Annotated in this window: 19 protein-coding genes and 1 tRNA gene; 2 read left to right on the forward strand and 18 right to left on the reverse strand. The window is 41.2% G+C overall.

Annotation, left to right across the window (positions count from 1 at the left end):
- Positions 1-6 precede the first annotated feature (6 nt).
- The 8 genes from J4N24_RS12985 to J4N24_RS13020 all read right to left on the reverse strand — a co-directional run bounded on the left by J4N24_RS12985 (position 7) and on the right by J4N24_RS13020 (position 14,036).
- Positions 7-1,410, reverse strand: a complete 1,404-nt coding sequence (locus J4N24_RS12985) for a sulfatase (RefSeq protein WP_207534124.1) — start codon at positions 1,408-1,410, stop codon at positions 7-9.
- A 48-nt stretch (positions 1,411-1,458) separates the two neighbouring features.
- Entirely contained in the window at positions 1,459-2,844 is a 1,386-nt protein-coding gene (locus J4N24_RS12990) for a sulfatase family protein (RefSeq protein ID WP_207534125.1), read from the reverse strand.
- Between the two features lie 15 nt (positions 2,845-2,859).
- Positions 2,860-4,308, reverse strand: coding sequence for a sulfatase (locus J4N24_RS12995; RefSeq protein WP_207534126.1), 1,449 nt, complete (start codon positions 4,306-4,308; stop codon positions 2,860-2,862).
- 140 nt (positions 4,309-4,448) lie between these two features.
- The gene (locus tag J4N24_RS13000) at positions 4,449-5,903 is read right to left on the reverse strand and encodes a RagB/SusD family nutrient uptake outer membrane protein (protein ID WP_207534127.1); all 1,455 of its coding nucleotides are present in this window, start codon (positions 5,901-5,903) and stop codon (positions 4,449-4,451) included.
- Between the two features lie 18 nt (positions 5,904-5,921).
- The gene (locus tag J4N24_RS13005; protein ID WP_207534128.1) at positions 5,922-9,005 is read right to left on the reverse strand and encodes a SusC/RagA family TonB-linked outer membrane protein; all 3,084 of its coding nucleotides are present in this window, start codon (positions 9,003-9,005) and stop codon (positions 5,922-5,924) included.
- A 381-nt stretch (positions 9,006-9,386) separates the two neighbouring features.
- Positions 9,387-10,979: a sulfatase family protein gene (locus J4N24_RS13010; protein WP_207534129.1), complete on the reverse strand. Its 1,593-nt coding sequence runs from the start codon at positions 10,977-10,979 to the stop codon at positions 9,387-9,389.
- On the reverse strand, positions 10,963-12,495 hold the full coding sequence (locus J4N24_RS13015) for a sulfatase family protein (protein WP_207534130.1): 1,533 nt from the start codon (positions 12,493-12,495) through the stop codon (positions 10,963-10,965). The genes J4N24_RS13010 and J4N24_RS13015 overlap by 17 nt, the downstream gene beginning before the upstream one ends.
- A 62-nt stretch (positions 12,496-12,557) precedes the next feature.
- The gene (locus J4N24_RS13020; RefSeq protein ID WP_207534131.1) at positions 12,558-14,036 is read right to left on the reverse strand and encodes a sulfatase; all 1,479 of its coding nucleotides are present in this window, start codon (positions 14,034-14,036) and stop codon (positions 12,558-12,560) included.
- A 49-nt stretch (positions 14,037-14,085) separates the two neighbouring features.
- Here J4N24_RS13020 and J4N24_RS13025 point away from each other — a divergent pair, with 49 nt between their 5' ends.
- Entirely contained in the window at positions 14,086-14,238 is a 153-nt protein-coding gene (locus J4N24_RS13025; RefSeq protein WP_207534132.1) for a hypothetical protein, read from the forward strand.
- 27 nt (positions 14,239-14,265) lie between these two features.
- Here J4N24_RS13025 and J4N24_RS13030 read toward each other — a convergent pair whose 3' ends face one another.
- From J4N24_RS13030 to J4N24_RS13045, 4 genes are all read right to left on the reverse strand, one after another.
- Positions 14,266-15,048 (reverse strand): ThuA domain-containing protein, encoded by a 783-nt coding sequence (locus tag J4N24_RS13030; RefSeq protein WP_369806228.1) that lies wholly within the window; start codon positions 15,046-15,048, stop codon positions 14,266-14,268.
- Between the two features lie 181 nt (positions 15,049-15,229).
- Positions 15,230-17,569, reverse strand: a complete 2,340-nt coding sequence (locus J4N24_RS13035; protein WP_207534134.1) for an arylsulfatase — start codon at positions 17,567-17,569, stop codon at positions 15,230-15,232.
- Positions 17,570-17,796: 227 nt separating this feature from the next.
- A complete protein-coding gene (locus J4N24_RS13040; protein ID WP_369806229.1) occupies positions 17,797-18,117 on the reverse strand; it encodes a DUF6686 family protein in 321 nt (106 codons plus the stop codon).
- Positions 18,118-18,254: 137 nt separating this feature from the next.
- A complete protein-coding gene (locus J4N24_RS13045; RefSeq protein WP_207534136.1) occupies positions 18,255-18,821 on the reverse strand; it encodes a DUF4256 domain-containing protein in 567 nt (188 codons plus the stop codon).
- A gap of 400 nt (positions 18,822-19,221) precedes the next feature.
- On the opposite strand from J4N24_RS13045, the gene J4N24_RS13050 reads away from it, so the two are divergent.
- Complete coding sequence (locus J4N24_RS13050) at positions 19,222-19,863, forward strand: DUF6266 family protein (RefSeq protein ID WP_207534137.1); 642 nt, start codon at positions 19,222-19,224, stop codon at positions 19,861-19,863.
- A 160-nt stretch (positions 19,864-20,023) separates the two neighbouring features.
- On the opposite strand, the gene J4N24_RS13055 is transcribed toward J4N24_RS13050, so the two are convergent.
- The 6 genes from J4N24_RS13055 to J4N24_RS13080 all read right to left on the reverse strand — a co-directional run bounded on the left by J4N24_RS13055 (position 20,024) and on the right by J4N24_RS13080 (position 24,030).
- Positions 20,024-20,099 (reverse strand) — tRNA-Lys (locus J4N24_RS13055).
- A 103-nt stretch (positions 20,100-20,202) separates the two neighbouring features.
- Positions 20,203-20,634, reverse strand: a complete 432-nt coding sequence (locus J4N24_RS13060; RefSeq protein ID WP_242691612.1) for a GtrA family protein — start codon at positions 20,632-20,634, stop codon at positions 20,203-20,205.
- Positions 20,631-21,350 (reverse strand): CDP-alcohol phosphatidyltransferase family protein, encoded by a 720-nt coding sequence (locus J4N24_RS13065; RefSeq protein WP_242691613.1) that lies wholly within the window; start codon positions 21,348-21,350, stop codon positions 20,631-20,633. The genes J4N24_RS13060 and J4N24_RS13065 overlap by 4 nt, the downstream gene beginning before the upstream one ends.
- A gap of 77 nt (positions 21,351-21,427) precedes the next feature.
- Positions 21,428-22,081, reverse strand: coding sequence for a DUF4833 domain-containing protein (locus J4N24_RS13070; protein ID WP_207534138.1), 654 nt, complete (start codon positions 22,079-22,081; stop codon positions 21,428-21,430).
- A gap of 5 nt (positions 22,082-22,086) precedes the next feature.
- Positions 22,087-22,893, reverse strand: a complete 807-nt coding sequence (locus J4N24_RS13075; protein ID WP_207534139.1) for a phytanoyl-CoA dioxygenase family protein — start codon at positions 22,891-22,893, stop codon at positions 22,087-22,089.
- Positions 22,894-23,250: 357 nt separating this feature from the next.
- A complete protein-coding gene (locus J4N24_RS13080; protein WP_207534140.1) occupies positions 23,251-24,030 on the reverse strand; it encodes an SDR family NAD(P)-dependent oxidoreductase in 780 nt (259 codons plus the stop codon).
- Between the last annotated feature and the right edge of the window lie 419 nt (positions 24,031-24,449).

Consider the following 24,449-nt stretch of genomic DNA (forward strand, 5'->3'; position numbering starts at 1 on the left):
AGGAATTTAATCCTGCAAAGAACCTCCCTTTTGTTTCGGCGCATTTGGTGCATTTACTTTAGGAAGGGATTTTGCTAACTCAGCTTTTATGGAAGTATACTTAGGGTCCTTTGCCAAATTTTTCCATTCCTGTTTGTCATTTTCATGATCATATAGTTCCTCAGAGCCATCTTCGTACTTTATATAGCGGTATCGTTCTGTTCTTACAGAATGATTCCCTAAGCCATGAGTAGTTAGCGAGGGGTTGTTCCATTCGGTGTCTGGATTTTTTAGAAGAGGTACTATGCTGTTAGCCTCGATCCCTTTCTTTTGAGGAAGTTTTGCCAGCTCGATCAACGTGGGGTAAAGGTCCATCAGATTCACCGGCCTGTTTGAAACAGAGCCAGCTTTGGTTACACCAGGAGCAATAACGAAAAAAGGCACGCGGGTTGCTTCTTCCCAAAGTGCGAATTTGCGCCAGTGTTCTTTCTCTCCCAAATGCCAGCCGTGGTCGCCAAATAATACAACGATAGTGTTCTTGCCGTATTTGCTTTTATTTAATCCATCAAGTAACCGGCCGATTTGGCCATCGGTAAAGGTGATGCTGGCCAGATAGCCCTGGATAGCTTTTTTCCATTGGTTATTTTCTGTAATAAATTTGTGGTCGCCCTGAGGCTTGGCAATTTTCACTCCTGCTGCAGGAACATCATTCAAGTCGTTCTCTATCACTTCCGGAAGTTGGATCTTGTCTAAAGGATACAGATCGAAGTATTTCTGAGGAACGTACCAGGGAAGGTGCGGACGTGTAAAGCCCACGGCCAAAAAGAATGGCTTCGAGCGGTCTTTGTTAAGGAAGTTCAAAGCGTGATCTACGTTTTTGTAATCACCCATATCCTCATCTTTCGCATCTACCGGACTCCAGTCGAAGTGCGCTTTCCCGTATACCGGGCTTTGTGCTGGTTTCGGAGAAGGAACTACTTTATGATAGACCGGCCAGGAGGCAAGGTCATTATAGGCATCATGGTAAATTTTCCCGATACCTTCAACATCGTAACCGTTAGCAGTAAAGTATTGTGGGATAGTCACCGCTTTTGATAGTACTGGTCTCCATGGCTGATCGTTGTGATAAACTCCTGAAGTAGCAGGACGAACACCGGTCATTATACTAGCCCTCGAAGGATTACATGCCGGTGCAGAGCAATAAGCGTGAGTAAAGATTTCTCCTTGTTTAGCAAGCTTATCCAGATTTGGAGTAATGACACCGGGATATCCCCCAAAAGGGCCAATCCAGTCGTTCATATCATCTACCGCGATAAATAAAACGTTTGGTCGTTCTGCGTTTTTTTGTGCGCTTACTTTTAAGGTTGATACACTCAACAGCAATGCTGCTGACAGGTAAAGCGCCTTTTTGTTGAAACTTGATATGTTCATTTTATGATTGTCTTTGTTTTTCTTCGGATTGTACTCCTTTGTCCCCCTCTACTCTCCCCCATCATCCGCACCCCGTTGCGATTCGTATCCTGGTCTAACCCTTTTTGGCTGCCCCGGATCTGAAGGTTTCCATGCCGGTAGTTTTGCAAACTCGGCCGCGAAAGTCTTACGGATAGCTTCAGCTTCTGGAGTACCTCTTCCTTCAGGAATTGGATTTTGCTCTTCGTAATCATTCACCAGATCAAAGAAACGTCCGTCATGATAGAGCTTATAGCGATGGTCCCTGAAGAACCTTGCAGCATTTTTGCTTGGCTGATTGTTTTGTAATGGATTGTAATGTGAGAACACCCATTGACGAGGAGTTCCTTTTTCGCCCCTGATTTGAGGCAAAATGCTATGCCCATCTGTATTCCAGTCAGCAGGTACTTTCTTTTGAATAGCATCGGCAATGGTTGGAAGGATATCAGTAAAATCAACAAGGTCATCTGTTACATGGTCTTTATAACGACCTGTCCCCCAATTCACGATCAAAGGAACATGGTGTCCGCGGTCAACTGTTAAACCCTTGCCACCAGGCACTTTGCTTCCATCCTTCATAGGGGTAACTACAGGTCTTCCTGTCCCATTATCCCCTGTAAAAATGATAATGGTATTTTCATAGATGCCTAGTTCCTTCAATTTTGCAACGATCTTACCTACGTTTTTATCGCTGTAGGTAACCATATCCCTAAAATTAAGGGTATCGTTTTTATGCCTTAACTCTACACTTTCCTTCCATCTTTTACTGTCAGGAGTTGGAAGGAACGGAGCATGTACCAAAGCCATCGGATAATAGGCAAGGAACTTCTTGTCTTTGTTCCTGGTGATAAAATCAAGAATGTAGTTCACAAAAATATCGGGCCCAAAATCCTCATCTGTAGTTTTTACAATATTGGCGTCCCGTTCTATCAATGGTTTAGCGTAGCGCTCTCCTTTGTTCTTGCCATAAGTTAGCTGCCATAAACAATATTGGTCAAATCCAAATAAACCAGGCAGTTTGTTATTGGCCCCCAATTGCCACTTACCGGCAATGGCAGTATTATACCCAGCCTCCTTAGCTAAATGAGCAAAAGTTTTCTGATAGGGATCAAGATAACCGAACTCTACATAGTTCTTGTAATTATATTTTCCGGTCATTATCTGTACTCGTGTTGGAGTACATAAAGGCTGGGAAAAGCCGTAGTTGAACTTCAGGCCTTCATTAGCTAGTTTATCAAGATTTGGTGTTGGATATGTGCCACCATAGGTTCCCAAACATTCTTTTCCCATGTCATCAGCCAGAATCAAAATGATATTCGGCGTACGGTTTGAAATCTTCTTTGTTTGAGCATCTAATCTTGCCCAGATCCCGGTGGCTACTGCAGCCAGCAGAATAATTCTAAATCTTCTAATCATCTAAGTTTCCAGGAATTATGGTTTATACAATGGGTTGGGTTGCGTTGGAACCGGGGCTTTAACGTCTTTTTTCCATTGCTGGAGCTTATCATAAAGCTCTTTCTTCTTTTCGGGAAGTTTTACGGCTAGGTCGTTCGTTTCGCCGATATCTTCCTTAATGTTGTATAATTCTACCCGGTGATCCTCGTAAAATTCGAGAAGCTTGTAATCTCCTGAGCGGATAGCGCTAACAGGTCTGGTTCTAAAGATATCTTTATGACGCTTGTCGGCATTGTAGCCTTCCAGGTAGGCTGGAAAATGCCAGAAAATAGCATCACGCTTTACTGCTGGTTGTCCTAACAGAACAGGCAGAAATGTTTTGCCGTCCAGCTGAGTATTAAGCGGCTGACTAACATTAGCGATCTGTAGTAACGTTGGATAAAAGTCTACTCCGATAACGGGCGAATCTGTTCTGGTACCCGGCTTAACTTTTCCGGGCCATCTTACAAAAAGAGGTACTCTAACACCTCCCTCATAAAGCATTCCTTTCGATCCCCGTAACGGCGGCTGGGCAGTAGCTCCTCCATATCCCCCATTGTCTGAGTAAAAAACTACAATCGTGTTTTCTTCAAGATTTAACTTTTTCAATTCATTTAATACTCTGCCTACACCTTCGTCCGCGCTCTCTAGCATGGCTGCATAAGTTGGGTTGTTATGATATTCATCTCCCTTTTTTGCTTTAAATTTTGATACCTTTTCTGGCTTACCTTGTATAGGAGTGTGAACAGCGAAATAAGACAGGTACAAGAAGAAAGGTTTTTCCTTATTCTCTGTGATGAATTTCAAAGCTTCATCAGTTAAACGATCGGTTAAATACTCCCCTTCCTTACCCTCTGTGATACCCTCGTGAGGAGCTTTTTCTTTATTTCCTTTCCCCGTGTAGGGATAGAAATAAGAAGGAGTGCCGGGAGAACCTGCTATTACGTGATCAAATCCCTGAGCATGAGCGTCTGCTCCTTGCTTTTTTCCTCCAAGTTGCCATTTTCCAATCAGCGATGTTTGGTATCCGGCGTTTTTAAGTTCTTCGGCAATAGTGGTAAATGCAGGGTTGAGAACCGGATTGCTTTTTACAGGAATTAGTTTTCTTTTAGTAGAATCACCTCGTTCAGACGTACCAACAGTAAATACCCCATGTCTGGGAGTATATTTACCAGTCATTAAAGAGGCCCGGCTTGGTGCGCAGTTCGGGCCAACTGAATAAGCCTGTGTAAAAACAAGACTCTGCTTCGCAAGGGCATCTATTTGAGGAGTTTCATAATATTTGCTCCCGGAAGCAACGTCTGTCCAGCCGAGATCATCCATGTATATGAATACGATATTTGGCTTTTTATCCTGGGCTTCCAGCGATTGTGAATAAAAAATTGCAGCTGTAACCATAGCGGTTATAGCTGCAATTTTTTTTGTTTTTTGATATAATGAGTTCATATCTGCATTTAATTTAAGTTATTCCCTGTAGCACTATCATTTGATTTTATCATTCCGACGATAGGAGGAATCCTGGTACGCCAGGTACACTTTAGGATCTCTCCTGCCGTCGGATGACAAGACAACTTAGAACCTGCGTTTTACTTCCAAAGCGGATTTTGCTCTAGCTTAGGATTCAAATCAATCTCGTGTTGGGGAATGGGAAACAAATAGTGTTTTTCAGATGCTGTTTTACCAACAACCTGCAATGCCGAAATCATTCTTTTGGTCCTGATCAAATCGAACCAGCGCTGGAATTCAAACATCAGCTCCAAACGACGCTGTTTGTACACCTCTTCCCGGAAAGCTGCTTTATCCAGATTAGCAATATCGACAGTGTTATCAGGAGTATTAATTGCTTTTCCAAAAGCCCTTCTGATCACTTTGTTGAGTGCCTCATACGCTTCTGCGGAAGGAGTCGCATTTGCCTCGTTAAGCGCCTCTGCATAGATCAGCAATACCTCAGCATAGCGGATAATAGGAATATTCTGGTTCGATTCTGTAGGGGTAAGAATGCTGGTAGGATCCCAGTACTTTGAAAATTTGGGGGTAAAAGTATACGTCCTTCCATTTGTAGGACTTATCAAGGATGTGAAAAAGGTAGTTGCCCTGCGCCTGTCGTTAGCACTATATAATCCGTATGCGATCGAAGTAGGTTCATCAGTACCGGCTGCAGTAATTCCGGGAATACCTACCGGAGTCGCCGATGCCGCCAGACGATTTCCTAGGCCAATTCCCCCCTTACATTGTGCGGAAAAAATATGCTCCTTTCCATTCTTTGTTGCCACATTAAACACATCTGAGAAATTCTCAAATAATGCGTAGCCATAAGGTCCATTAATTACTTCAAGTGCCTTAGACGCAGCTTTTGCCCACTCTTGCCTGGTTAAATAAACTTTTGAAAGCAAGGCTTTTGCAGCTCCACCTGTTGCACGGCCGATGTCGTTTCCCGCATAAGTTGCAGGAAGCGCTTCCGCATCCGATAAATCCTGAATGATCTGCTGATAAACATCTTCCACCGGCGACTTGGCCACCTGGATTTCCTCCTGCTTCAAAGAGGCGGGCGTGTGAAGAACCAAGGGTACCTCGCCCCACAACCTTACCAGGTTAAAATACAGTAAGCCGCGCAAGAACTTAGCCTCATTAACCAAACGGGTACGGAGCGTTCCATCCATATCAATCGCCGGAATTTTGTCTATTGCGATGTTTGCGCGGTCGATGGCGATATAATGTTCTTTCCAAAGCTCGTCTATACGGTCATTGGTAGTAGAATAGGTGAGCGCAGACATTGCTCTCACATCAACGTTCGTTACACGTTGACCAGCTATTACATCATCCGACTGAACTTCAACCGCTATATTGAACAAACGGTTGTACATCATTATAGGACCGGGATTTAAACCCGCAGTATAAACACTGTTTATGGCAGAGACTGCATCTGCTGAGGTCTTGTAAAATTGCTCGGTTGTTATGATCGAATCAGGACTTTCCTCCAGTTTTGCACAGGATGTTACAGAAACAGCAGCAACGGAAAGTATATAAAGTATCTTCTTCATGATTTAAGCGTTGAATGATTAAAGTGTGATATTGATTCCTCCCAGGAAAAGTTTTGCGGTTGGATACACATACTGATCCACGCCCGCACCGATCGTACTTTGTCCGTTCTTACTTACCTCTGGATCAAAGCCGCTATATTTTGTCCAGGTTGCAAGGTTCTGCGCGGTGAAGTAAAGGCGCATTTTTGCATTGTTATTTTTGGATGCAAAACGAATTGGAAGAGTGTAACCTACCGTTAAGTTTTTCAAGCGTAGGTAAGAACCATCTTCAACGTAGCGGTCGGAGTTTACAACTGCAGGATCTTCATAAGCACGAGGTATTAAATTACCACCGTTTTCAGGAGTCCAGCGTTGTAGAGCTGTAGTTGATGCATTTTGCTGACCAGAAAGGATCTCCAGCTGCTGACGGTTTTGATTGAAAATCTTATTTCCGTAGGATCCCTGGAATAAAACTGTCAGATCAAGGCCTTTATAAGAAAAGTTATTAGTAAAACCACCCAGAAGCTTTGGCTGCGCATTACCGATAAAGAAGCGGTCGGATGTTTCGGTAATTGTATTATCACCGTTCCTGTCTACATAGCGCTGATCTCCGGGTTTATTTCTTGTAAGATATACCGGCAGTTTACTAATATCATCTGTTGATTGAAAGATTCCATTCGTTTTCAGACCGTAGAAAGTTCCTAAAGGCTGTCCAACCTGTGCAATGCTTACACCATTAATAATATACTCAACACCTTCACCCAGACTTAAAATTTTGTTTTTATTGGTAGAAAGATTCAAAGAAGAGCTCCATGTGAAATCACCCTGAAGGTTATTTGTGTTTATCGAAAGCTCTAAACCTTTATTAGATACAGTACCGTAGTTTTGAAGGGAAGTAGACTGACCTGTAGTATATATTAATGGCACATTCAGAAGAAGGTCTTCAGTGCGTTTGTAATACCCATCAAGTACCAGATTGATTCTGTTCTTAAATAAAGAAAGATCAATGCCAGCATCATATTGCGCTGTACTTTCCCAGCTTAAATCAGGGTTAATAATACGGTTCGGAGCATATCCGATAACGGTGGTTCCATTAAAGATATAGTTATTGTTTCCTAGGGTAGCTAGCGACTGATAAGGATCTATATCTTGGTTACCAGTTAATCCGGCACTCAAACGAAGCTTCAAATTGCTGATTGCGGAAGGCAGATCAAATGCAGTTTCCTTACTAACATTCCATGCAAATGCCGCTGAAGGGAAATATCCCCATTTATTGTTAGCACCAAACTTTGAAGAACCATCGGCGCGACCTGTAACTGTAAACAAATATTTCTCCTCGAAAGAGTAATTCAAACGGGCAAGGGCCGATTTCAGCACCCAGTCGCGTGATATTGATGTAGGCTTTGAATAAGTAGCTCCACTTCCCAAATCATTGAAAGTAGTCTGTTCAGCACTGAAACCATACGATCCGGCCGTAACTCCCTCAAGGTGCATTGATTGCTCAGTATATCCCACAAGAGCGTTTATGCTATGCTTATTTCCGAAGCTCTTTACATAGTTAAGTGTATTTTCATTTAACCAGTTGGTGATCGTTCTGGTACCCACCGATGCTTCCCCGGTAGTAATTGTGTTCGCTCCCTGATAGATAGTGCTTGGTATATATCTGTTCTCTTTATTATTAAGGATATCACCACCTACCGAAACCTTGGCCGTTAAGCCATCCACAATCTTATATTCTCCAAAAATATTTCCTAAAACCCTGTTGTTATTGCTTTGATTAGTTTCACCAGCTAAAGTAGCAATCGGGTTGCCAAGAGGTGTTTCAAACTCGCTTTGATAGGTATAAGCTCCACTTGCATCTCTAACAGAAACCGTTGGTGGCATTAACAATAGAGCTCTGACGATGTTGTCTTTAGCGATATTGGAATTCGTCTTACTGGCAGAAAAACTCGCGCTTACTTTGAACTTGGTAGAAACATTTCTATCAAAATTGACACGTGCAGAATATCTCTTAAAGTTGGTGTTAAACAAAATTCCATCCTGCTTATAGTAATTTCCAGTAACAGCATAATGAGTTTTATCGTCACCACCACTGATACTTAAATTATGATTCTGGGAAGGAGCATTGGTGAAAGCCTCTGCCTGCCAATCGGTACCCTCACCCAAAGCATTTAACTGTTCTGTGGTATAATAAGCGGTTTTTCCAGCATTGATGCGAGCTTCATTTTTCAGTTCTGCCCATTGGCGGGAATTAGTTATTACATCAACTTTCTTTGTTACATCCTGCTTTCCGTAGCTCACGTCATAGTTCACAATATTTCGTCCGGCTTTACCGCGTTTTGTAGTAATTAAAACCACACCATTGGCACCTCTTGAGCCATAAATAGCAGTTGCAGATGCGTCTTTTAATACGTCTATCGTTTCAATGTCTCCAGGGCTCAAAGTAGCAAGGGCATTCACATTCGGACCCGCAGCAGTTCCTGAACTGGCATAACCATTATTGCTTTCGATAGGGAAGCCGTCTATAACGTAAAGGGGTTCGTTTCCTGCAGTTACAGAACTTCCACCCCGAATACGGATACTTACCGGAGCCCCTGGCTGGCCTGAAACCTGTGTTACCTGAGCTCCTGCGATACTACCCTGAAGTAAACGCTCTAAAGAACTAACTGGCTGAGAAAGTACTTTCTGAGATACAGAAGCCACAGAGCCGGTTAGATCAATACGTTTTTGAGTTCCGTAACCTACTACTACTATTTCATTCAATTGATTTACGCTTTCTTTCAACGCAACAGTAACGGTTGGCCCGTTAACCACAACTTCTGTTTTTTCATAACCAATAAAGCTTACTTCAAGCGTGTAGGGAAACTTTTGTCCGGTTACGAACTTAAATGCTCCGTTAGCATCCGTATTTACTTCGTGAGTAGTGCCTTTTATATGAACGATAGCGCCGGGAAGGGTTTCTTTCGTTTTGGCGTCAATTACTTTCCCGGTTAAATTAGAATTAATTAATGGGGTCGTCTGAGTTTGAGCTTGTGCTGTTTCTACATTTCCTGCATAGGCGAACAATCCTAAACATAGCAGGCTAGTCCTGGTGATACGCCAGGATCTGGTAATTAAATTCATAAAATTATTTGGCGTTAAGTTGACCGAAAATATGCCCGGCCAGAGTGAAAATCCTGATTTGACCTTTAAGATCTAAATTGACACATGTTTACTAAACATGTTGAGCAATAGGATCAACAGACCATCCTAGAATTTGAAGAACAAGGTGTAAAAACGGGGTTTGAGTACAAATTTTCCATCTTACTTATAAATTATATTTCTCTAATTGTTTATTTACACACCCTGATACAACATAGATTCCCTGCTATAACCCACCCCGGTGATGATACTTACCTTTTTGTCAGCGCCTGCAAATATAAATCTTTTTCGCAAACTCTATAAAATTAATAGATTTAATATTCATACTAGGACACTGTTCTGATCAAGACCTAAAAAGAGAGCCTATTTGATAGCCTTATCCAGATCTGACTCATTTGCAGAACCAGTTTTAACAATCTCGCCTCTCAAATACTTCTCATAATATCCAACAACATCAGGTTGAGCATACTTGTATTGATCGAACAGGTAGCCTTTTCCGAACATCCTTGGGTCGTTCTGCTTTCTCAGCTCAGCTTCCAACTGCTGTTTCAACTTCTGTTTCAAGGAAGTTTGTGCTGAACTAGCTGCGAGGTTATTTAAACAGAAAGGATCTTTTTTAATGTCATATAACTCCTCGCCTCCTTTTTTTGCAAAGGAAAGTTTCCAATACTCGTCATTCTCATTCTTACGATGAGCTTGCAGAATGCTTGTCTTTGTTGGACTCCCATCAGTATCCCTGTAACCTGTTTCAGGATTACCGCAAGGCCAGCGTGAAGGTTCGTAGTTAACAGCCAGAAAATAACCATCTTTTATAATTGCCCGAACAGGGTAACCTTCATCATTTGGTCTCCCGATGTCTGTACGTTCTCTTCCCAGAAGTACATGATCGCGGTTCTTATCGGGGATGGACGATTTTAAAAGGTTGAGAATAGATTTTCCTTCAATCGCTTGCATTCCCGATGAGCTTTGATCAACCCCTGCCAACTCCAGAAATGTAGGAGCAAAATCAATAAAGCTCACAAAATCTTTCACCTTCCTTCCAGGAGATTTGATGCCATTTTTCCAGTAAATAGCTAAAGGAAGATGATTAGCCTTCTCATATACATGTCCCTTAACACGCGGGAAAGGCATCCCATTATCTGAAGTAACCACAATAATCGTATTGTCAAGCTCACCAGACTTCTCCAAAAGGTCCAGGATCTTACCCAGATACTGGTCAAAATATTCTACCTCGTAAGCATAGTCAAGCAAATCATTCCTAACCTGTGCGTTATCAGGCCAGGTAGGCGGTACCTTCACCTGACTTATATCTTTTTTTCCTTTGCTTATTCCGGAGCCATATTCGTAAGCACGATGCGGTTCGTGGCCGCCATACCAAAAGCAGAAAGGCTTGTCAGAAGGCTTTTCCTGCAGGAATTTCTCAAAATTAGCAGCATAATTAATAGGAGAAATTTTATCTGTTGGCGTCTGGACCTTAATTTCACTGTATGCCTTACCTGTCAATTGCCTTTGCTTCCCATTCCCGTCTACCGCAACACCGGGTCCCCAACCTTTTCCTGTAAAAGCAGTTGTATATCCGTTTTGCCCTAATACTTCTACAAAGCTGGCAAATTTGGCCGGGAAGTAAGAATTATGATTAGCAGCCTCTTCAAGTTGCCATGGATTCCAGCCTGTTAAAATACTCGCTCTTGAAGGCGAACATTTAGCATTAGGAGTATAAGCATTTTCAAACAGGATACCTTCCCGCGCTATTCTGTCAAAGGCTGGTGTGTTCACATAGGAGTAACCAAAACCATATGCGCTAAAAAATTCAAGAGAGGCATCATCTGCAATACAAAACAGAATATTGGGATGCTTTGTCTCTTTGTTCTGGGCTGAAATAATCCCGGGAAGACAAAAAAACAGGGTAGTAACTGAAACGCTTACTGCTTTAAAGATTCTATCTGCTACGGCCATTTTCTTTTAGTGTTTTTAATGCTGCTGCAAGTTCAGCTACTATTTCAGGATGTTTCATGGCAACGTTATTTGTTTCGCCAATATCTGTTTTGAGATTGTAAAGCTGAGCTTCGGGATTGTTTCCGAGCTCTATTCTGGCACCGGGGTTCACTTTTGCGCCATCTTTAGGTTCTATATACTTCCATTCGCCTTTAATAAGGGCAAGTGTTCCGGCATGCTCTACTAAACTTTCTCTTCCCTTAACAGACTTTCCAAGTAAAACCTGCAATTCATCAAAACTATCAGGAGCGTCAGCGGGACTTAATTTTTGCTTAGTCAAAGAAGCGAAGGAAGCAAAAAGGTCAACCTGACTAAGAAGTGCATCCGAGGATGTACCAGGCTTGATAACGCCGGGCCACTTAATGAAAAAAGGAACCCGTGTTCCGGCATCAAAAATGCTGTATTTACCTCCCCGTAATGGTCCGGCAGGTTTGTGTCCGTTCAATTTCTCCACAGCTTCATCCTGGTACCCATCATCCAGCACAGGACCATTATCGCTACTGAAAATTACAATAGTATTCTTACTTAAACCCAGACTGTCAAGCGTTTTCAGCACTTCTCCTGCACACCAATCTAATTGTAACAAGGCATCTCCCCGTACACCGAGGCCACTTTTCCCGGCAAATCTTGAATGAGGAATACGCGGCACATGGATATCGTGAGTAGCAAAATAAAGGAAAAATGGGTTCTGCTTGTTATCCTGGATAAAATGCTTTGCCTTCGCAGTTAACACATCCGCAATATCCTCATCCACCCAACGCGCAGATTTTCCTCCGCTCATATACCCGATCCGGCTAACGCCATTCACAATAGTTTGATTATGGCCTCTTGAGGGTTTTACCTTAAGAAGCTCCGGATTATTTACTCCCGTAGGCTCGTTTCCAACCGGGGCCTCATAACTCACCAGAACAGGATCATTCTTATCCAGATTCACGATATGGTGGTTTTCTACATACACACAAGGTACGCGGTCGCCAGTAGCAGGAAGGATATAAGAATAATTAAAACCCAGTTCCAGTGGTCCAGGCTTTATCTCTCCATTCCAGTCAGGTCCCGATGCAGGCCCTAATCCCAAATGCCATTTACCTACAACGCCACTAGTATATCCTGCTCTTTTCAGGAGGCCCGCAATAGTAAGTCTTGCTGTATCTATTATTAATGACGCATTTCCCGGAGCCACCTTCGTCCCTTCCTTTCTCCATGCATACTGCCCGGTGATCAAAGAATATCGGGAAGGGGTACAGGATGCTGATGAGGTGTGAGCGTTGGAAAAGCGTAAGCCCTGCTTCGCAATCTTGTCTAAATTTGGGGTCTTTATTTTGCTTGCCCCATTAGCACTGATATCACCGTAACCCACATCATCTGCGTAGATAAGGACGATATTTGGTTTTGTCGCGGTACTTTTTTGAGCAAGCGCTTCCGATATTGAAGACGCCAAAAGTGCAAAAAACAAGTATTTATAAGAAGTTTTGATCATTGATAAAATATTAGGAAGCATAAAAAAATACAGGGAGGGATCCCTGTATTTGAAGCTAATTTTTACTCTCCGGCTTGGCGACGCTGCCTGCCTTCCACCTGTACTACTTTAGGCTCTAAGGGATATCCCTTTTTCAGCAAAGCTGCCAGTGCTGCTACCTGAGCTTTAAATTTTTCGTCTTTTGCCAGGTTGGTAAATTCTTCCGGATCCTTCACATGGTCATAAAGTTCAACACCCGCTTTTCCATGATCCCACTCTGTATATCTGAAACGCTCAGTTCGTACGCTTCTTCCAAAGATTTGTCCTCGTTTTACTTGTGTATAAGCTGCCTTATCCCATTTTGCATCTCCTTTTTTCAGCAGAGGTGTAAGACTCTTACCTTCTAAATCAGAAGGAGCTTTCAATCCGCTAAGTTCAGCTAAAGTTGGATATATGTCTACCAGCTCTACAGTACGGGGACTGGATTTCCCCGGAGCATAACCAGGAGCTGAAATAATTAAGGGAACCCTGGCTGAATTTTCGAATAAGCTCTGTTTCATCCATTGTCCATGCTGACCAACATTGTAACCATGGTCGCTCCATAGAACAATGATGGTATTGTCTGATAATTTTAAACGATCTAAAGCATCCAGCACCTTTCCAACCTGGGCATCCATAAATGAAATAGAAGCATAATAAGCTCTTAAGGCTTCACGCTGTTTTGCTTCATCTAATCCCCAGTTTGCAGGCCTGGTAAATAAAGCTGGCTCTGGAATATCATCCCAGTCGTTAGGCGTTTTCTTTGCCAAGGGTACTGTTTCTACCGGATACTGATCAAAATATTTCCTTGGAGCCACATATGGAGTGTGAGGCCTGAAAAAGCCAACTGCTAAAAAGAATGGTTCATTCTTTTTTTCTTCGAGAATTCTGATTGCTTCCTTAGCAATTAAACCATCCGTTTGTTCCTCATCGGTACCGTCGGCAATATGATAACAAAGGGCACTTCCCAGAGGTCGGTCCGGAGTAAGATTAATAATCTTTGACTCCTCAACTTTATCTCTACCTTTCGGATTGAATCTTTGTACCCAGGAAATAGAATCATCTAGTCCATTGGTTCCTATCTGCCCTGGAACCCCATAATGATATATTTTGCCTACCCTTGCGGTGTAGTAATTATTGTTTTTAAATAATTGAGGAAGAGTTACAACATCCGGAAGAATTTTACGAAAGTGCGTTTGCAGTTCGTATATACCTGTAACATCCGGACGGTGCCCCGTAAGTAACGAAGAACGGCTTGGACTGCAAAGAGGAAATTGAGTATATGCTTTATCAAACCTTACACCCCGTGCAGCAAGACGATCGATGTTTGGAGATTTAACATAGGTATTCCCAAAAGCACCAAGATCATTATTCAGATCGTCTATGGCAATAAACAGTACGTTAGGTTTCTTTTTCTGATTCTGGCCACTCGCATTGCTGTTCAAAGCAAAAAGACCAAGAGCGATGCATACCGCTGGCTTTAACGAACTCGCAAGGCTGCTAATCAATGTATTAGTTCTCATCGGGTTAAAATATATTGTGTTAATTCTTTTACAATCTTTAAATCACTCGATGAAATCTTACACTAACAAGCAGGGGACTTCTCTTTCCGTATTCTGGTACCCGAAAGAAAATGGAGGAATAGCTAAAGCTGAAATAACAGGATACTTTTTAGTATCAATTTCTAATACTACTAACTTCATTATGAGTGATTGGCAGGGCTAAGATACAAAATCTATAAAAAAAGTAGATTTATTTTTTCTTTCTGCCGCTCAACCACAATAAGGAATTGATAATCATCCTATTTTGAACCTCATTATCAAAGGTATAGGAAAGGGTTTTATTCGTATTATCAAACTTATGCTCGTAGTCAATATCGTTATGGCCCATGTTTACATAAACCATCTTATACTTTTTATTGGACCATACAACCGGATAATATCCGCTTTGCCAGATCTCATGCTTTTTAGGACCTGTACCAAGGGGAAAACTGCTGGAATCTATTGCAAGTAAAATGCTGATATCCGGATTCAGTCGCAGGTCATTCTCCCATCGGTACCATTCATTCGGCGAGGCTTTGAATGTATGCGGTAACCGGCGAGTAACAGAATGTTTCTTATCTACTACACGTAGAATAGCAGATGTAGGACGCCAGGTATTACTACCATAATTTCCTGAGCCTAAAAACTCGTTATGATACCAATCCCAGTTCTGAGGGTATGAAGAAGGCGTAAGGGCAAAGGCTGAGAAATGAAAGCCCATCCAGGCCCCACCCTTCTTCATATAGTTTTCAAAGTTTAGCCGTTGCTGCGGGTTATCAGGTCTCGTATCTAAAAATAATACAACCTGATATTCTGATAAAAAGTCCGGATTAAGATTATTCCAGTTTGATGTTGTATCATAACTAAATCCCTGCTTTAATCCAATCTTGGGAAACCACTCATTGGCCTCATGCACAAAACTGATATGCGCCTGATCGTTTTTAGCAGTAAAAAATGCAATTACCTTAAACCGTGCTTTTTTTTCTTTAGTCACAGCTTGCAGACTAGAAAAAACAAGGCTGAATGTAATAAAAAGCACATACAAGAAATGGGGCGTCCACCGCTTATTCATCAGGTTTAATTTGATAGTTCATGTAATGTTACGAAAACTATCTACATCAAACAAAACCACATTGAGCCAAGTCACTGCATTTGAGGCGCCCCGTTAAAAATGCTTATTCTCCGCTGGCACCAGTATTACTCGTCACCGGTCTTGGTGCATTCTTCGGATAGTTTATCGTTACCTTCTTGAGCTTACCATTAAAGTTGAATGGAACGACATACTTGTCTGACACTGCTTCTGAAAGATCCCGGCCAACGTCTGTTCCGTCTGTTTTACTTTGACCAAAAACAGTGGCTTGTGCACGTGTGAAAACCCTCTCTGCTACTTTTTCATTATTAATGAAAAGCGTTTCTGTTCCGGCAGCCTCAGCGCTTGGTTGCTCTGCAAATTTGTATTCAAGTTTAAAGCTGGCACGACCCTTAGGTAAAGGCTTATCAACAACCAGATGACTGATCTTATTTCGACTTTTGTGCGCGTACTGGAATTTTCCTTCTTTCAAAAACAAGCTTATCCCAGATCCTTCTCCTCCGATAGCAAACAAAACACCTTCTTCCTTGCCTGAAATTAATTCAGTTTCTGCAGTAACATTGAAAGAACGACCATTATATAGCGGATTATTTACACCTACCAGGTGATTAACTCCAGGGAAAAAAGTAATTGTTTCATGATTACCATAAGCGCTACGGTTTTGAGGAAGATCCACTTGTGAGAAATCCTTCAGAGGATAAACATTGTACTTCTTCGCTTCCTGGTCAAAAAGCCCCTGAAGTTCTTTCAGCTTTTCGGGATACTTTGAAGCTAGATTTATCCTTTCGTTAAAATCGTCGTTGAGATTGTAAAGTTCCCAGACATCTTTGTTGAAATCCGTTCCCGGTTGATGAAGTGTACCTGCTTTCCATCCATCTTTGTAAAGCGAACGACTTCCGGCAATTTCATAGTACTGGATAGTATGCCTGGATGGAGCTTTAGCTTGATCTATTGTATAAGCAAGGCTCGTCCCTTCAATAGGTTCCTGTTTATACCCATTTATTACTGCCGGTACCTGAGCTTTCGCCAACTGTAAAGTTGTAGGCAATACATCTATTACGTGACCATACTGATTGCGAATTCCCCCTTTATCTTTAATTCCCTTTGGATAGAAAAGAATCAATGGATTGCGGGTACCGCCTTCTGTATTAGCATCGGTTTTCCAGTATTTGAAAGGAGTGTTTGCTGCCATTGCCCAACCTTGTGGGTAATCTGTATTAGATTCGTCCGTACCAATGATATCCCGGGCATTTAAAATTGCGTCGATCCTCGCTTCTCCTTGCAACGCATTTACCTGAGCATTCACCGTACCTGTTTGGGTTCCCCCCTTGCTTGCTCCGTTATCTCCGAGAACTACAGCAACAATGGTATTGTCTAACTGATCAATCTGCTCAAGGTAATTAATAACACGACCGATTTCATAGTCAGTATAACTGTAAAACGCAGCATAAACTTCCATAAAATGAGCAAAGGCTTTTTGCTCCTTCTCTGAAAGCGTGTCCCATGCCTTAATTGCAGGATTAGGATTTCTCTCAGGAAGGATTGCATTCGCCGGAATTACCCCCAACTTTTTCTGACGCTCGATAACCAGTTCCCGGTATTTATCCCAGCCAAAGTCGAACTTCCCTTTATATTTATCGATCCACTCTTTAGCCACCTGGTGTGGTGAATGGGTTGCTCCTGTAGCGAGGTAAAGAAAAAACGGCTTCTCGGGGTTACCCGACTTCTGATTTGCGATGTATTTTATTGCCTTGTCAGCGAGCAATTCATTCAAATGTTTGGTATTTGGTTCGATATCGATCTTCGTCTGGTCTTCCCAAAGTTCAGGATGCCATTGGTCTGTAGCGCCAGGATGGAAACCATAAAAATGATCAAAGCCACGACCAGTAGGCCAGCGATTAAATGGTCCGGCTTCAGTGTTCTCATTCACAGGTGTTAAATGCCACTTGCCTAAAGCGAAGGTATTATAGCCGTTTTCACGAAGAATCTCTGCAACAGTAGCCTTCTCAAAAGGAATACGTGTATCATAGCCCGGAAAATCAACTACAGCAGGGGTAAGTAGACCTACGTGAGCAGAATGATGATTTCTACCCGTAAGTAGTGCAGCCCGCGTAGGTGAACAAATGGCCGTGGTGTGAAAATTGGTAAAACGTAAACCCCGATTGGCAAGCTTTTCAAGGTTCGGGGTTTCTACTAAACCACCAAAGGCGGTAGTTGCTCCAAAGCCAGCATCGTCGATTAAGATCCAAACCACATTGGGAGCACCAGGAGCAGCCTTCTTGTTATATTCGGTCTTATAAGGTGCAGATTCAGATAGGGTCTTACCTATTTTCCCCTTGAAGGGCTGTTGAGGACTATTTTGTGAATAAGCAAAGTGGGCTGTTGCTAAAATAATAGCAGCCGAAACAGATAATTTGTTACGCATTTTATGAATGATTGGCAATGCGAAGATATAAATCTATAAGGTTTATAGGAAATATATATGGCCATTTTTTTAATGCATTTTTTAACAAAAAACCCGGATTTATATGAAGTTAGGCTCTCAAAGAAATCTTGAGCTTTAGATACCTTTTTTTTACAAAGTTATTCTAACAAAATCGGATTATGATTTGCGAGATTATGACAAACGATTTTAGCCTGATCAGGAGATTTTCAATCCTTTAATAGGTTGTAAACCTCCCTCATAAAAATAGCCTCTTCCATCACTTCATTCAAACACTTCCACTCCTCCCAGGTGAAGGCCATAGAAATATCACTGCAGGGGGTGTTTATTATTGCGCGATTCACTTTATCTGGAAAAGGGAAAGAACAATCTTCGTACCGCAGGGCTGCCACCGCTTCCTTAAACAGTGTGAACTTTTCTGCGCTGAAATTCAAAAGCAGGTTATTATGCCATAAGTAGTATTGGTTGCAGTGCATGCAATAGTTGACAGTAATATTTGATTTGCTACTCAGAAGTCTCGTTTGACACATGCCTTTCGATCTATTTTTATGATTAATGCAGATGCAGCAAATATATATTATTTAGACTAATTTTAAATAGTAGGACAAGTAAAAGTAAAAGTTCTCTATTCGTCGGGCGGTTAGGGCAGTGTTTATGATAAGAGTATTTAGACTTTTAAAATTCCTCGGAAAGCCCTTGCTGCATAGTAAGACTGAGCCCCATTGTGATACACAAAGACTTGACCGTAACGAAAATCACCAAATATAGCTCCTCCATGCTTTCGGATTGCTTCGGGTGTTTTTAACCAACTGGATGTCTTGGCATCAAAATGCCCGAGTTTCTGTAACTCTCTGTATTGCTCCTCATCCAAAAGTTCAACGCCCATTTCTGCGGCCATATCCACAGCACTATTTTCGGGTCGATGTTCTTTTCTTGACTCGAGCCCTTCCCTATCATAACAAACGCTTCTGCGACCTTTGGGACTTTCCGCAGAACAATCGCAAAAGATATATTCATTGCTAGCATCATCATACGCGATCACATCCGGCTCTCCTCCTGTATTTTCCATTTCATCCAATGACCATAACTTCTCCGTATTTCCTGCCAGCTTTGCCTCAACATCTACCCATTCAATTCCTTTGTGGCGGTTTTTATTTTTTTCAAAGCGAGACTTTAAAATCTCAAGAAGATCTCTGGTTTGCTTGGGTGATAATTGTTTTTTATTACTGCTCATATCAATCATAGTTTATATAAAGTTGTCACTAAAAAAGTCAGCTGCCTATTCAACAGTAAATCGATGAATGATTGCCACCTTTTATATGATTTAGAACCGATTTAATTTTTTAACTTCTGTAAGATAATATAAATTTCTCCTGTTCAACTCCCCTGCCAGCCCTGTAAAATTAACAATTACATATTAACTATTACTTGAAAAATATAAGAAGCTTTCACCCCCAAACTTGTAATTTCAAGGAGGGAACAGGGGCATAACGCGGTAATAACCCGGACCTAGCGCGGTAAATTTCGCGAGAGGAACGAATTAAGGACAAGTTAATCTTTTATTAACTACAGGTTTTTATTAATTTCTTTTTATACTTATATTAGCATTATTGTTTAACGTTAAATCCTTAATTATGGCAAGACAAAAAAACGGACCAAATGGTCCCTTTTACGGAAAATGCGGATCAGTTGTGGGAAGCAGTTGGAGAGGGGTTGATTATCTCCGGGGACTCCCTAAGAGAAGAACGACACCGCCAAGTGAAAATGAGGCGGCGAATCGAACCCGGTTTGGCTTCACTCAAACATGGTTAAATCATGTTGGAGCTTTTCCATCCATCGGGTTTGCAAATTTCTCACCTACAAAAACCTGGCAAAACATGATGATGTCCTGGAATTCAAAAAATGCAGTAACAGGAGAAGCTCCAAATTTTAGGATCGATTACTCTAAGGTGTTGTTAAGTGACGGACCACTACAAGAGGCTACTAACCCATCGGTTAAGGTGACCGCAGAAGGTGAATTTATCCTATCATGGGAGACTATTTATCGTCGTAAAGCAAAACAAACAGACGAGCTACTATTTATTGCAATTTGTCCCTTATCACTAGATTCATTTTTCAGTGCGGGACAAAGCAATCGCGATAATGGAAATTTCAAAGCTACGATACCTGAATTTTTAAAGGGCTGTAACGTAGAAGTATTTATGGCATTTTGCTCAAGAGACCGTAAAATTGCTTCCAGATCACAATATTTGGGAAATCTCGAGGTGCCTTCATAAGCCTAAAATAAGTTTGGTTAAAAGGATTTTCATAGCAATGTGAAGGCCTGCCGTGAGTCGACCCTTGCATTGCTATTTTAAAACGTAATGAAATTTCTAAATTCATCATCCTCACAAAAGAAAAAACCGCTTCTACTTTTGATAGAAACGGCTACTTTTTTGGTGACCTGGGAGAGATTCGAACTCTCGACCCACTGATTAAGAGTCAGTTGCTCTACCAACTGAGCTACCAAGTCATTAATGCAAACTAAAGCAATTTTAATCAAATTTTGTAATAAAATTTTTCTTTGCTTTTTTTGATTAGGGAATTTTTCAATAACAGTATATATTTTTACTTGATTATGAGCCAATTACAGAAGGTTCCCTCTCAGCTTTTGCCTTTTTAAATACCCAATATCTAATAAGTGGATAGTTGAAACTATAAGATATCAATAGATCTACAGCAATTCGACTAATCTTGTAATCAAGACCCGAACTCTCTGTTACGAAAAACGTACCTGCCGATTTTAACAAAACGCTTCCTCCAATTACTACAGAAAATTTTAATAGCTGGCTTTTGAGAGAGTGATGAAAATCTTCTTCTGAGTTAAAGGCCCAACGCCTGTTTAATGAAAAATTTATCGCAGCTCCAATGATCCCGCTTACTACAATAGAAATGGTGTACTTAACAAAAAACACCTCTGTTAGCGTTACCATTATTGCATAATCAGACAACCCACCAGATAAGGCTGAAACTTGTGCCTTTCCAAAAGTTAATAAGGCTTTCCTCAATGTATTAAGCCTTTCTCCTCTGTATCTCTTTTGTCGCCTGCCTTCAACAGGTTTGAGGTATCTTTCAAGTTTAGAATAAACAACATTAGCGAAATTACTATAGCTGGGTATTGAATGATACGGGAGTAAAACACTTCTGCAATAAGGATCAGAGCAATGATAACACGCAATTCAGTAGGACCTACAGCCCCTGAGTCTATAGTATAACGATCTGTAATTTTATATCGCAGCTGTGAAATCAATATCGCCCAGCCGTACAAAGTAACAAATAAAAAACCTAACCATTTATAGGGTTCTGTTGCATAAATGTAATATCCCATGCCTATGGAAACAGTGCTCAGCCAATCCATGATAATGTCAAGGGCAAAGCCGTACCACTTTCTAGATTTGTTCCTGTAGAAGGCCAGGCGACCATCCAGCGAGTCTCCAAGCCAGTTGATCGCTAAGCCAGCTATCCCAAGTAGAAGCCAGATTGAACCTATATATGATGCAGTTAAAAAAGCAAGAAACACGATGGCCGAACCGACTCCGCCTAAAAAAGTCAGGAAATCAGAACTTATGTAAGCTGGTATCTTTTTTACCAGCAATAGAATGGTCCTTTGTTCAGCCTCTCTAAGGAGGTTTGTTCTCTTTCTATCACCGAACACCCTTAAGCGGCTAGCGACGTTGTCTAAAATTTCTTCTTCTTTTATATTTTGAGGCTCTGCCAATAGCATTAATTTTACTTTTTACGATATCGATAAAAAAGGAATAGATGAGCTTTCGCTTACTTATTTTAACAACATACATGACTTTAAATATCTATGCGATGAGTTAGAGAGCGCCCTGTTTTCACGTCCACTCCTGTTAAATCAACATAATCAACTTTTGGAAGGCATATACTACCCTCCTTCACTCTTACAAAAACTTTGTTCAAAACAAGTTCCCTTTGGCCAACATTTGCATGCACATTGTATTCATGTCCCTCTTTCAGCAAGTACAAAGGCAATTTCGGATAAGCTGCGAACCGGAGCTCATGATTGCCATTGCCAATTGATTTAGAACGCAATCCATAAGCCAGTCGCCGTTGAATTGATGTTAGCTCTTTAACCTGGCCCTTATCAGCAAACTTTATCCAAAAAACATTGACGGGGTCTTCCGCATCAACCTGCCCATCTTTAATATTTAGTTGATAAACAACAGTATTTGCATCGGGATCCCGCTGTAAATAAAACAGCATGTTGTTCACGCCCCGCGGCACAGGGAATTTATCACTATCACTTTTATAACTAAAAATTGTTTTCGAATTATTACTGAACGAATTAGGGGCTATCAGTAACAGCATAAGAAGAAGCGCCGTTCTGGCAAGTCTGACGCCTCTTCGTTTATATGCATTCTTAACAACCAAAATGGCTTTATTTAATCGCCCTGATCTAACCAGGAAGTTAACGATAAGTAAAATAAGCATCTTACTTATTTTACTATACCAGCAAAGCGTTGATAAAATACGGTAGGGCTATTCTCATGTTTGGGTTCGTACTTACCTGCTATAATAGGCACATAAATTACCCTTCTCCGGCTATCTTCGCCTATTACTTCTGATTTTGCAACCCGATGCCACAAGCGTCCATCATGAACTGTCAGATCACCGGCAGAAGGAATCACTGCTACTTCATTAGGATCTTCATCATGATCCAAAAAGTATTTTTTCCTGAATAGGAACTGGTATAAGCTTTGGTTGTGGGTACCGGGAATGATTCGCAACCCTCCATTTTCAGGCAGAAGATTACTTAAATGAATCCCTACATTGAGCATTGGGTTTACTCTGCCGCCATAAAAGATATCTCTCAGGCCGTCTGTATGCCAACCCATCTTGGTAAACTTACTTTCAGGGCCGTTAACATAGTGATTGAAGACCATCCCATCTTTTTCTTTATCGCCAATTCTCGCCCCCGAACCTGCCAATTCCAGCAATGATTGCAATCGGGGATCTAATAGCAATCCGCTTAGGGTTGGATGATGCTGATTTATAAATGCAAAACGTTGAACAAGAGTAGATCCGTCAAGGTCTTTGCCATACTTGATGGGCACGCCATTTACTTTTTTCACATCTTCGGCGATCCATTTTCTTTGAACTTCCTTGGAAGCTTCTACTATAGAGGCTACTGTATTCTGAGTTATAAAATTTTTAAAATGGATAAATCCATTAGTATTGAAGAATTCTTTTTGTTCTGCTGTCAGCGATTCTCCTAAAGTGAATTGTTTATAGGCTGTTGCCATGATCTTAAAATGTTAGGGGTTATTTGTATTGAAATATTCTTATTGTAAAGCCAGATACACCGCTTGAAGAGGTGTTATTAGCAACAACAACAGATCTTTGAGAAGCTGTACAGATAGAATTTCCTGGTGTTATTAAATTTCATTATACTTTCAAACATACTCTATAGATTTAGTAGTCTATAATGCAAACATAGAAAAAATTCTTTTTGTTTAAATAACTTTAATGAAAATTTAAAGAAAAATTTAATTGACTTCTGACGATGGAAGAATGAACGGATTTAACCGCAAATAAAACAACCGCAATAAGAATTGAGCTCTTAACTTTTGGGCACCAATATGCTTCTTACTCCCAAAGTTCTACTGCAGCTTATATATGCCTGCGGCAGCATTCTCAATAAGATTTTTAGGGAGCAAACGCGTAGCAAAGGCCGAAATAAAGTTGGTTGGCCCAGGAATTACTTCTGCCCTCCCCTTCAGCATCCCCCTTACCGCGAACTCTGCAACCTCTTCAGGCTTCATGTTAAATGCCTGGGCCATTTTACTTAAGGCATTCAATCCGGCACGTTCTGCAAAACCAGTATCTACAGGCCCAGGACAGATGCAGGTAACAGAAATTGGCCCTTCCCTCAATTCGTGACGAAGGGCACGAGTAAAGGACAGTACAAAACTTTTTGAGGCAGCATAGAGGGCTAAAGTGGGAACAGCCTGATAAGCTGCAGTACTTGATACATTCAGTATATACGATTTCGAGTGCTTTTTGAGGTAAGGAATGATATAATGGCTTAGCTCAACTAGAGTATTCACGTTCAGTTGAACCATGTTCAGTTGTTCGGTCAAATCCAGCTCCGAGAAGTCTCCCCAGAGTCCATATCCCGCATTGTTTACAAGTACTGAAACTTCAAAATTATTAAAAGATAGCCAGTTGGCAACACCTTTCGCTGCTTCACGCTGTGATAAGTCAGTTACAAAGTATTCAACAGAAATCCCATACTTTTGTATAAGTAACTCTCGTAGTAGCTTTAGCTCATTTTCAGATCGCGCAACAAGCAATAAGTTATAATTTCTTCTGGCCAGAGAAAATGCAATTGCGCGGCCTATTCCTTTACTTGCTCCGGTAACTAATGCAAAATTTTTCATAAAATTTTTAAAGGTAAACGCTCCTGACGGTGCTTAATAAAAATGAGAAATTGAAGGCCCTCATCACTTAAACCGAAATAAACGCCACTGTGTTAATACTAATATCAGCAGAATTTGTTGAGTTCAATTGTATCTTACATCAAGTGCAGCAGAATAATCTGCTGCTTAAGATGTAAGAGCCTGCATTGCCGAAGATTGGCGTTGAAATCCTTAGAAATGAGGAGTAACTAAGGTTGGCTTTGCAGGAATATTCTCAATCAAAAAGAAGCGTTCTAGCATTGTCGGAGCAAATATAAAGGATAAAATCAAATTCTATAGATTTTATAGAATAAATTTAACTGTCCTGTCCTATCCTGCAAATTACCAAAACAAAAAAAGCATTAAAGCGCTACTTATTTTTAACATTTAACAATTAATCT

Source organism: Desertivirga arenae (assembly GCF_017355785.1).
In the GTDB taxonomy this organism is placed as follows: Bacteria; Bacteroidota; Bacteroidia; order Sphingobacteriales; family Sphingobacteriaceae; genus Desertivirga; species Desertivirga arenae.

Coding starts and splice junctions, on each gene's coding strand:
- J4N24_RS12985 (WP_207534124.1), bottom strand. CDS start 1,410: ATGAACATATCAAGTTTCAACAAAAAGGCGCTTTACCTGTCAGCAGCA.
- J4N24_RS12990 (WP_207534125.1), bottom strand. CDS start 2,844: ATGATTAGAAGATTTAGAATTATTCTGCTGGCTGCAGTAGCCACCGGG.
- J4N24_RS12995 (WP_207534126.1), bottom strand. CDS start 4,308: ATGAACTCATTATATCAAAAAACAAAAAAAATTGCAGCTATAACCGCT.
- J4N24_RS13000 (WP_207534127.1), bottom strand. CDS start 5,903: ATGAAGAAGATACTTTATATACTTTCCGTTGCTGCTGTTTCTGTAACA.
- J4N24_RS13005 (WP_207534128.1), bottom strand. CDS start 9,005: ATGAATTTAATTACCAGATCCTGGCGTATCACCAGGACTAGCCTGCTA.
- J4N24_RS13010 (WP_207534129.1), bottom strand. CDS start 10,979: ATGGCCGTAGCAGATAGAATCTTTAAAGCAGTAAGCGTTTCAGTTACT.
- J4N24_RS13015 (WP_207534130.1), bottom strand. CDS start 12,495: ATGATCAAAACTTCTTATAAATACTTGTTTTTTGCACTTTTGGCGTCT.
- J4N24_RS13020 (WP_207534131.1), bottom strand. CDS start 14,036: ATGAGAACTAATACATTGATTAGCAGCCTTGCGAGTTCGTTAAAGCCA.
- J4N24_RS13025 (WP_207534132.1), top strand. CDS start 14,086: ATGAAATCTTACACTAACAAGCAGGGGACTTCTCTTTCCGTATTCTGG.
- J4N24_RS13035 (WP_207534134.1), bottom strand. CDS start 17,569: ATGCGTAACAAATTATCTGTTTCGGCTGCTATTATTTTAGCAACAGCC.
- J4N24_RS13040 (WP_369806229.1), bottom strand. CDS start 18,117: ATGTGTCAAACGAGACTTCTGAGTAGCAAATCAAATATTACTGTCAAC.
- J4N24_RS13045 (WP_207534136.1), bottom strand. CDS start 18,821: ATGAGCAGTAATAAAAAACAATTATCACCCAAGCAAACCAGAGATCTT.
- J4N24_RS13050 (WP_207534137.1), top strand. CDS start 19,222: ATGGCAAGACAAAAAAACGGACCAAATGGTCCCTTTTACGGAAAATGC.
- J4N24_RS13065 (WP_242691613.1), bottom strand. CDS start 21,350: ATGCTATTGGCAGAGCCTCAAAATATAAAAGAAGAAGAAATTTTAGAC.
- J4N24_RS13070 (WP_207534138.1), bottom strand. CDS start 22,081: ATGCTTATTTTACTTATCGTTAACTTCCTGGTTAGATCAGGGCGATTA.
- J4N24_RS13075 (WP_207534139.1), bottom strand. CDS start 22,893: ATGGCAACAGCCTATAAACAATTCACTTTAGGAGAATCGCTGACAGCA.
- J4N24_RS13080 (WP_207534140.1), bottom strand. CDS start 24,030: ATGAAAAATTTTGCATTAGTTACCGGAGCAAGTAAAGGAATAGGCCGC.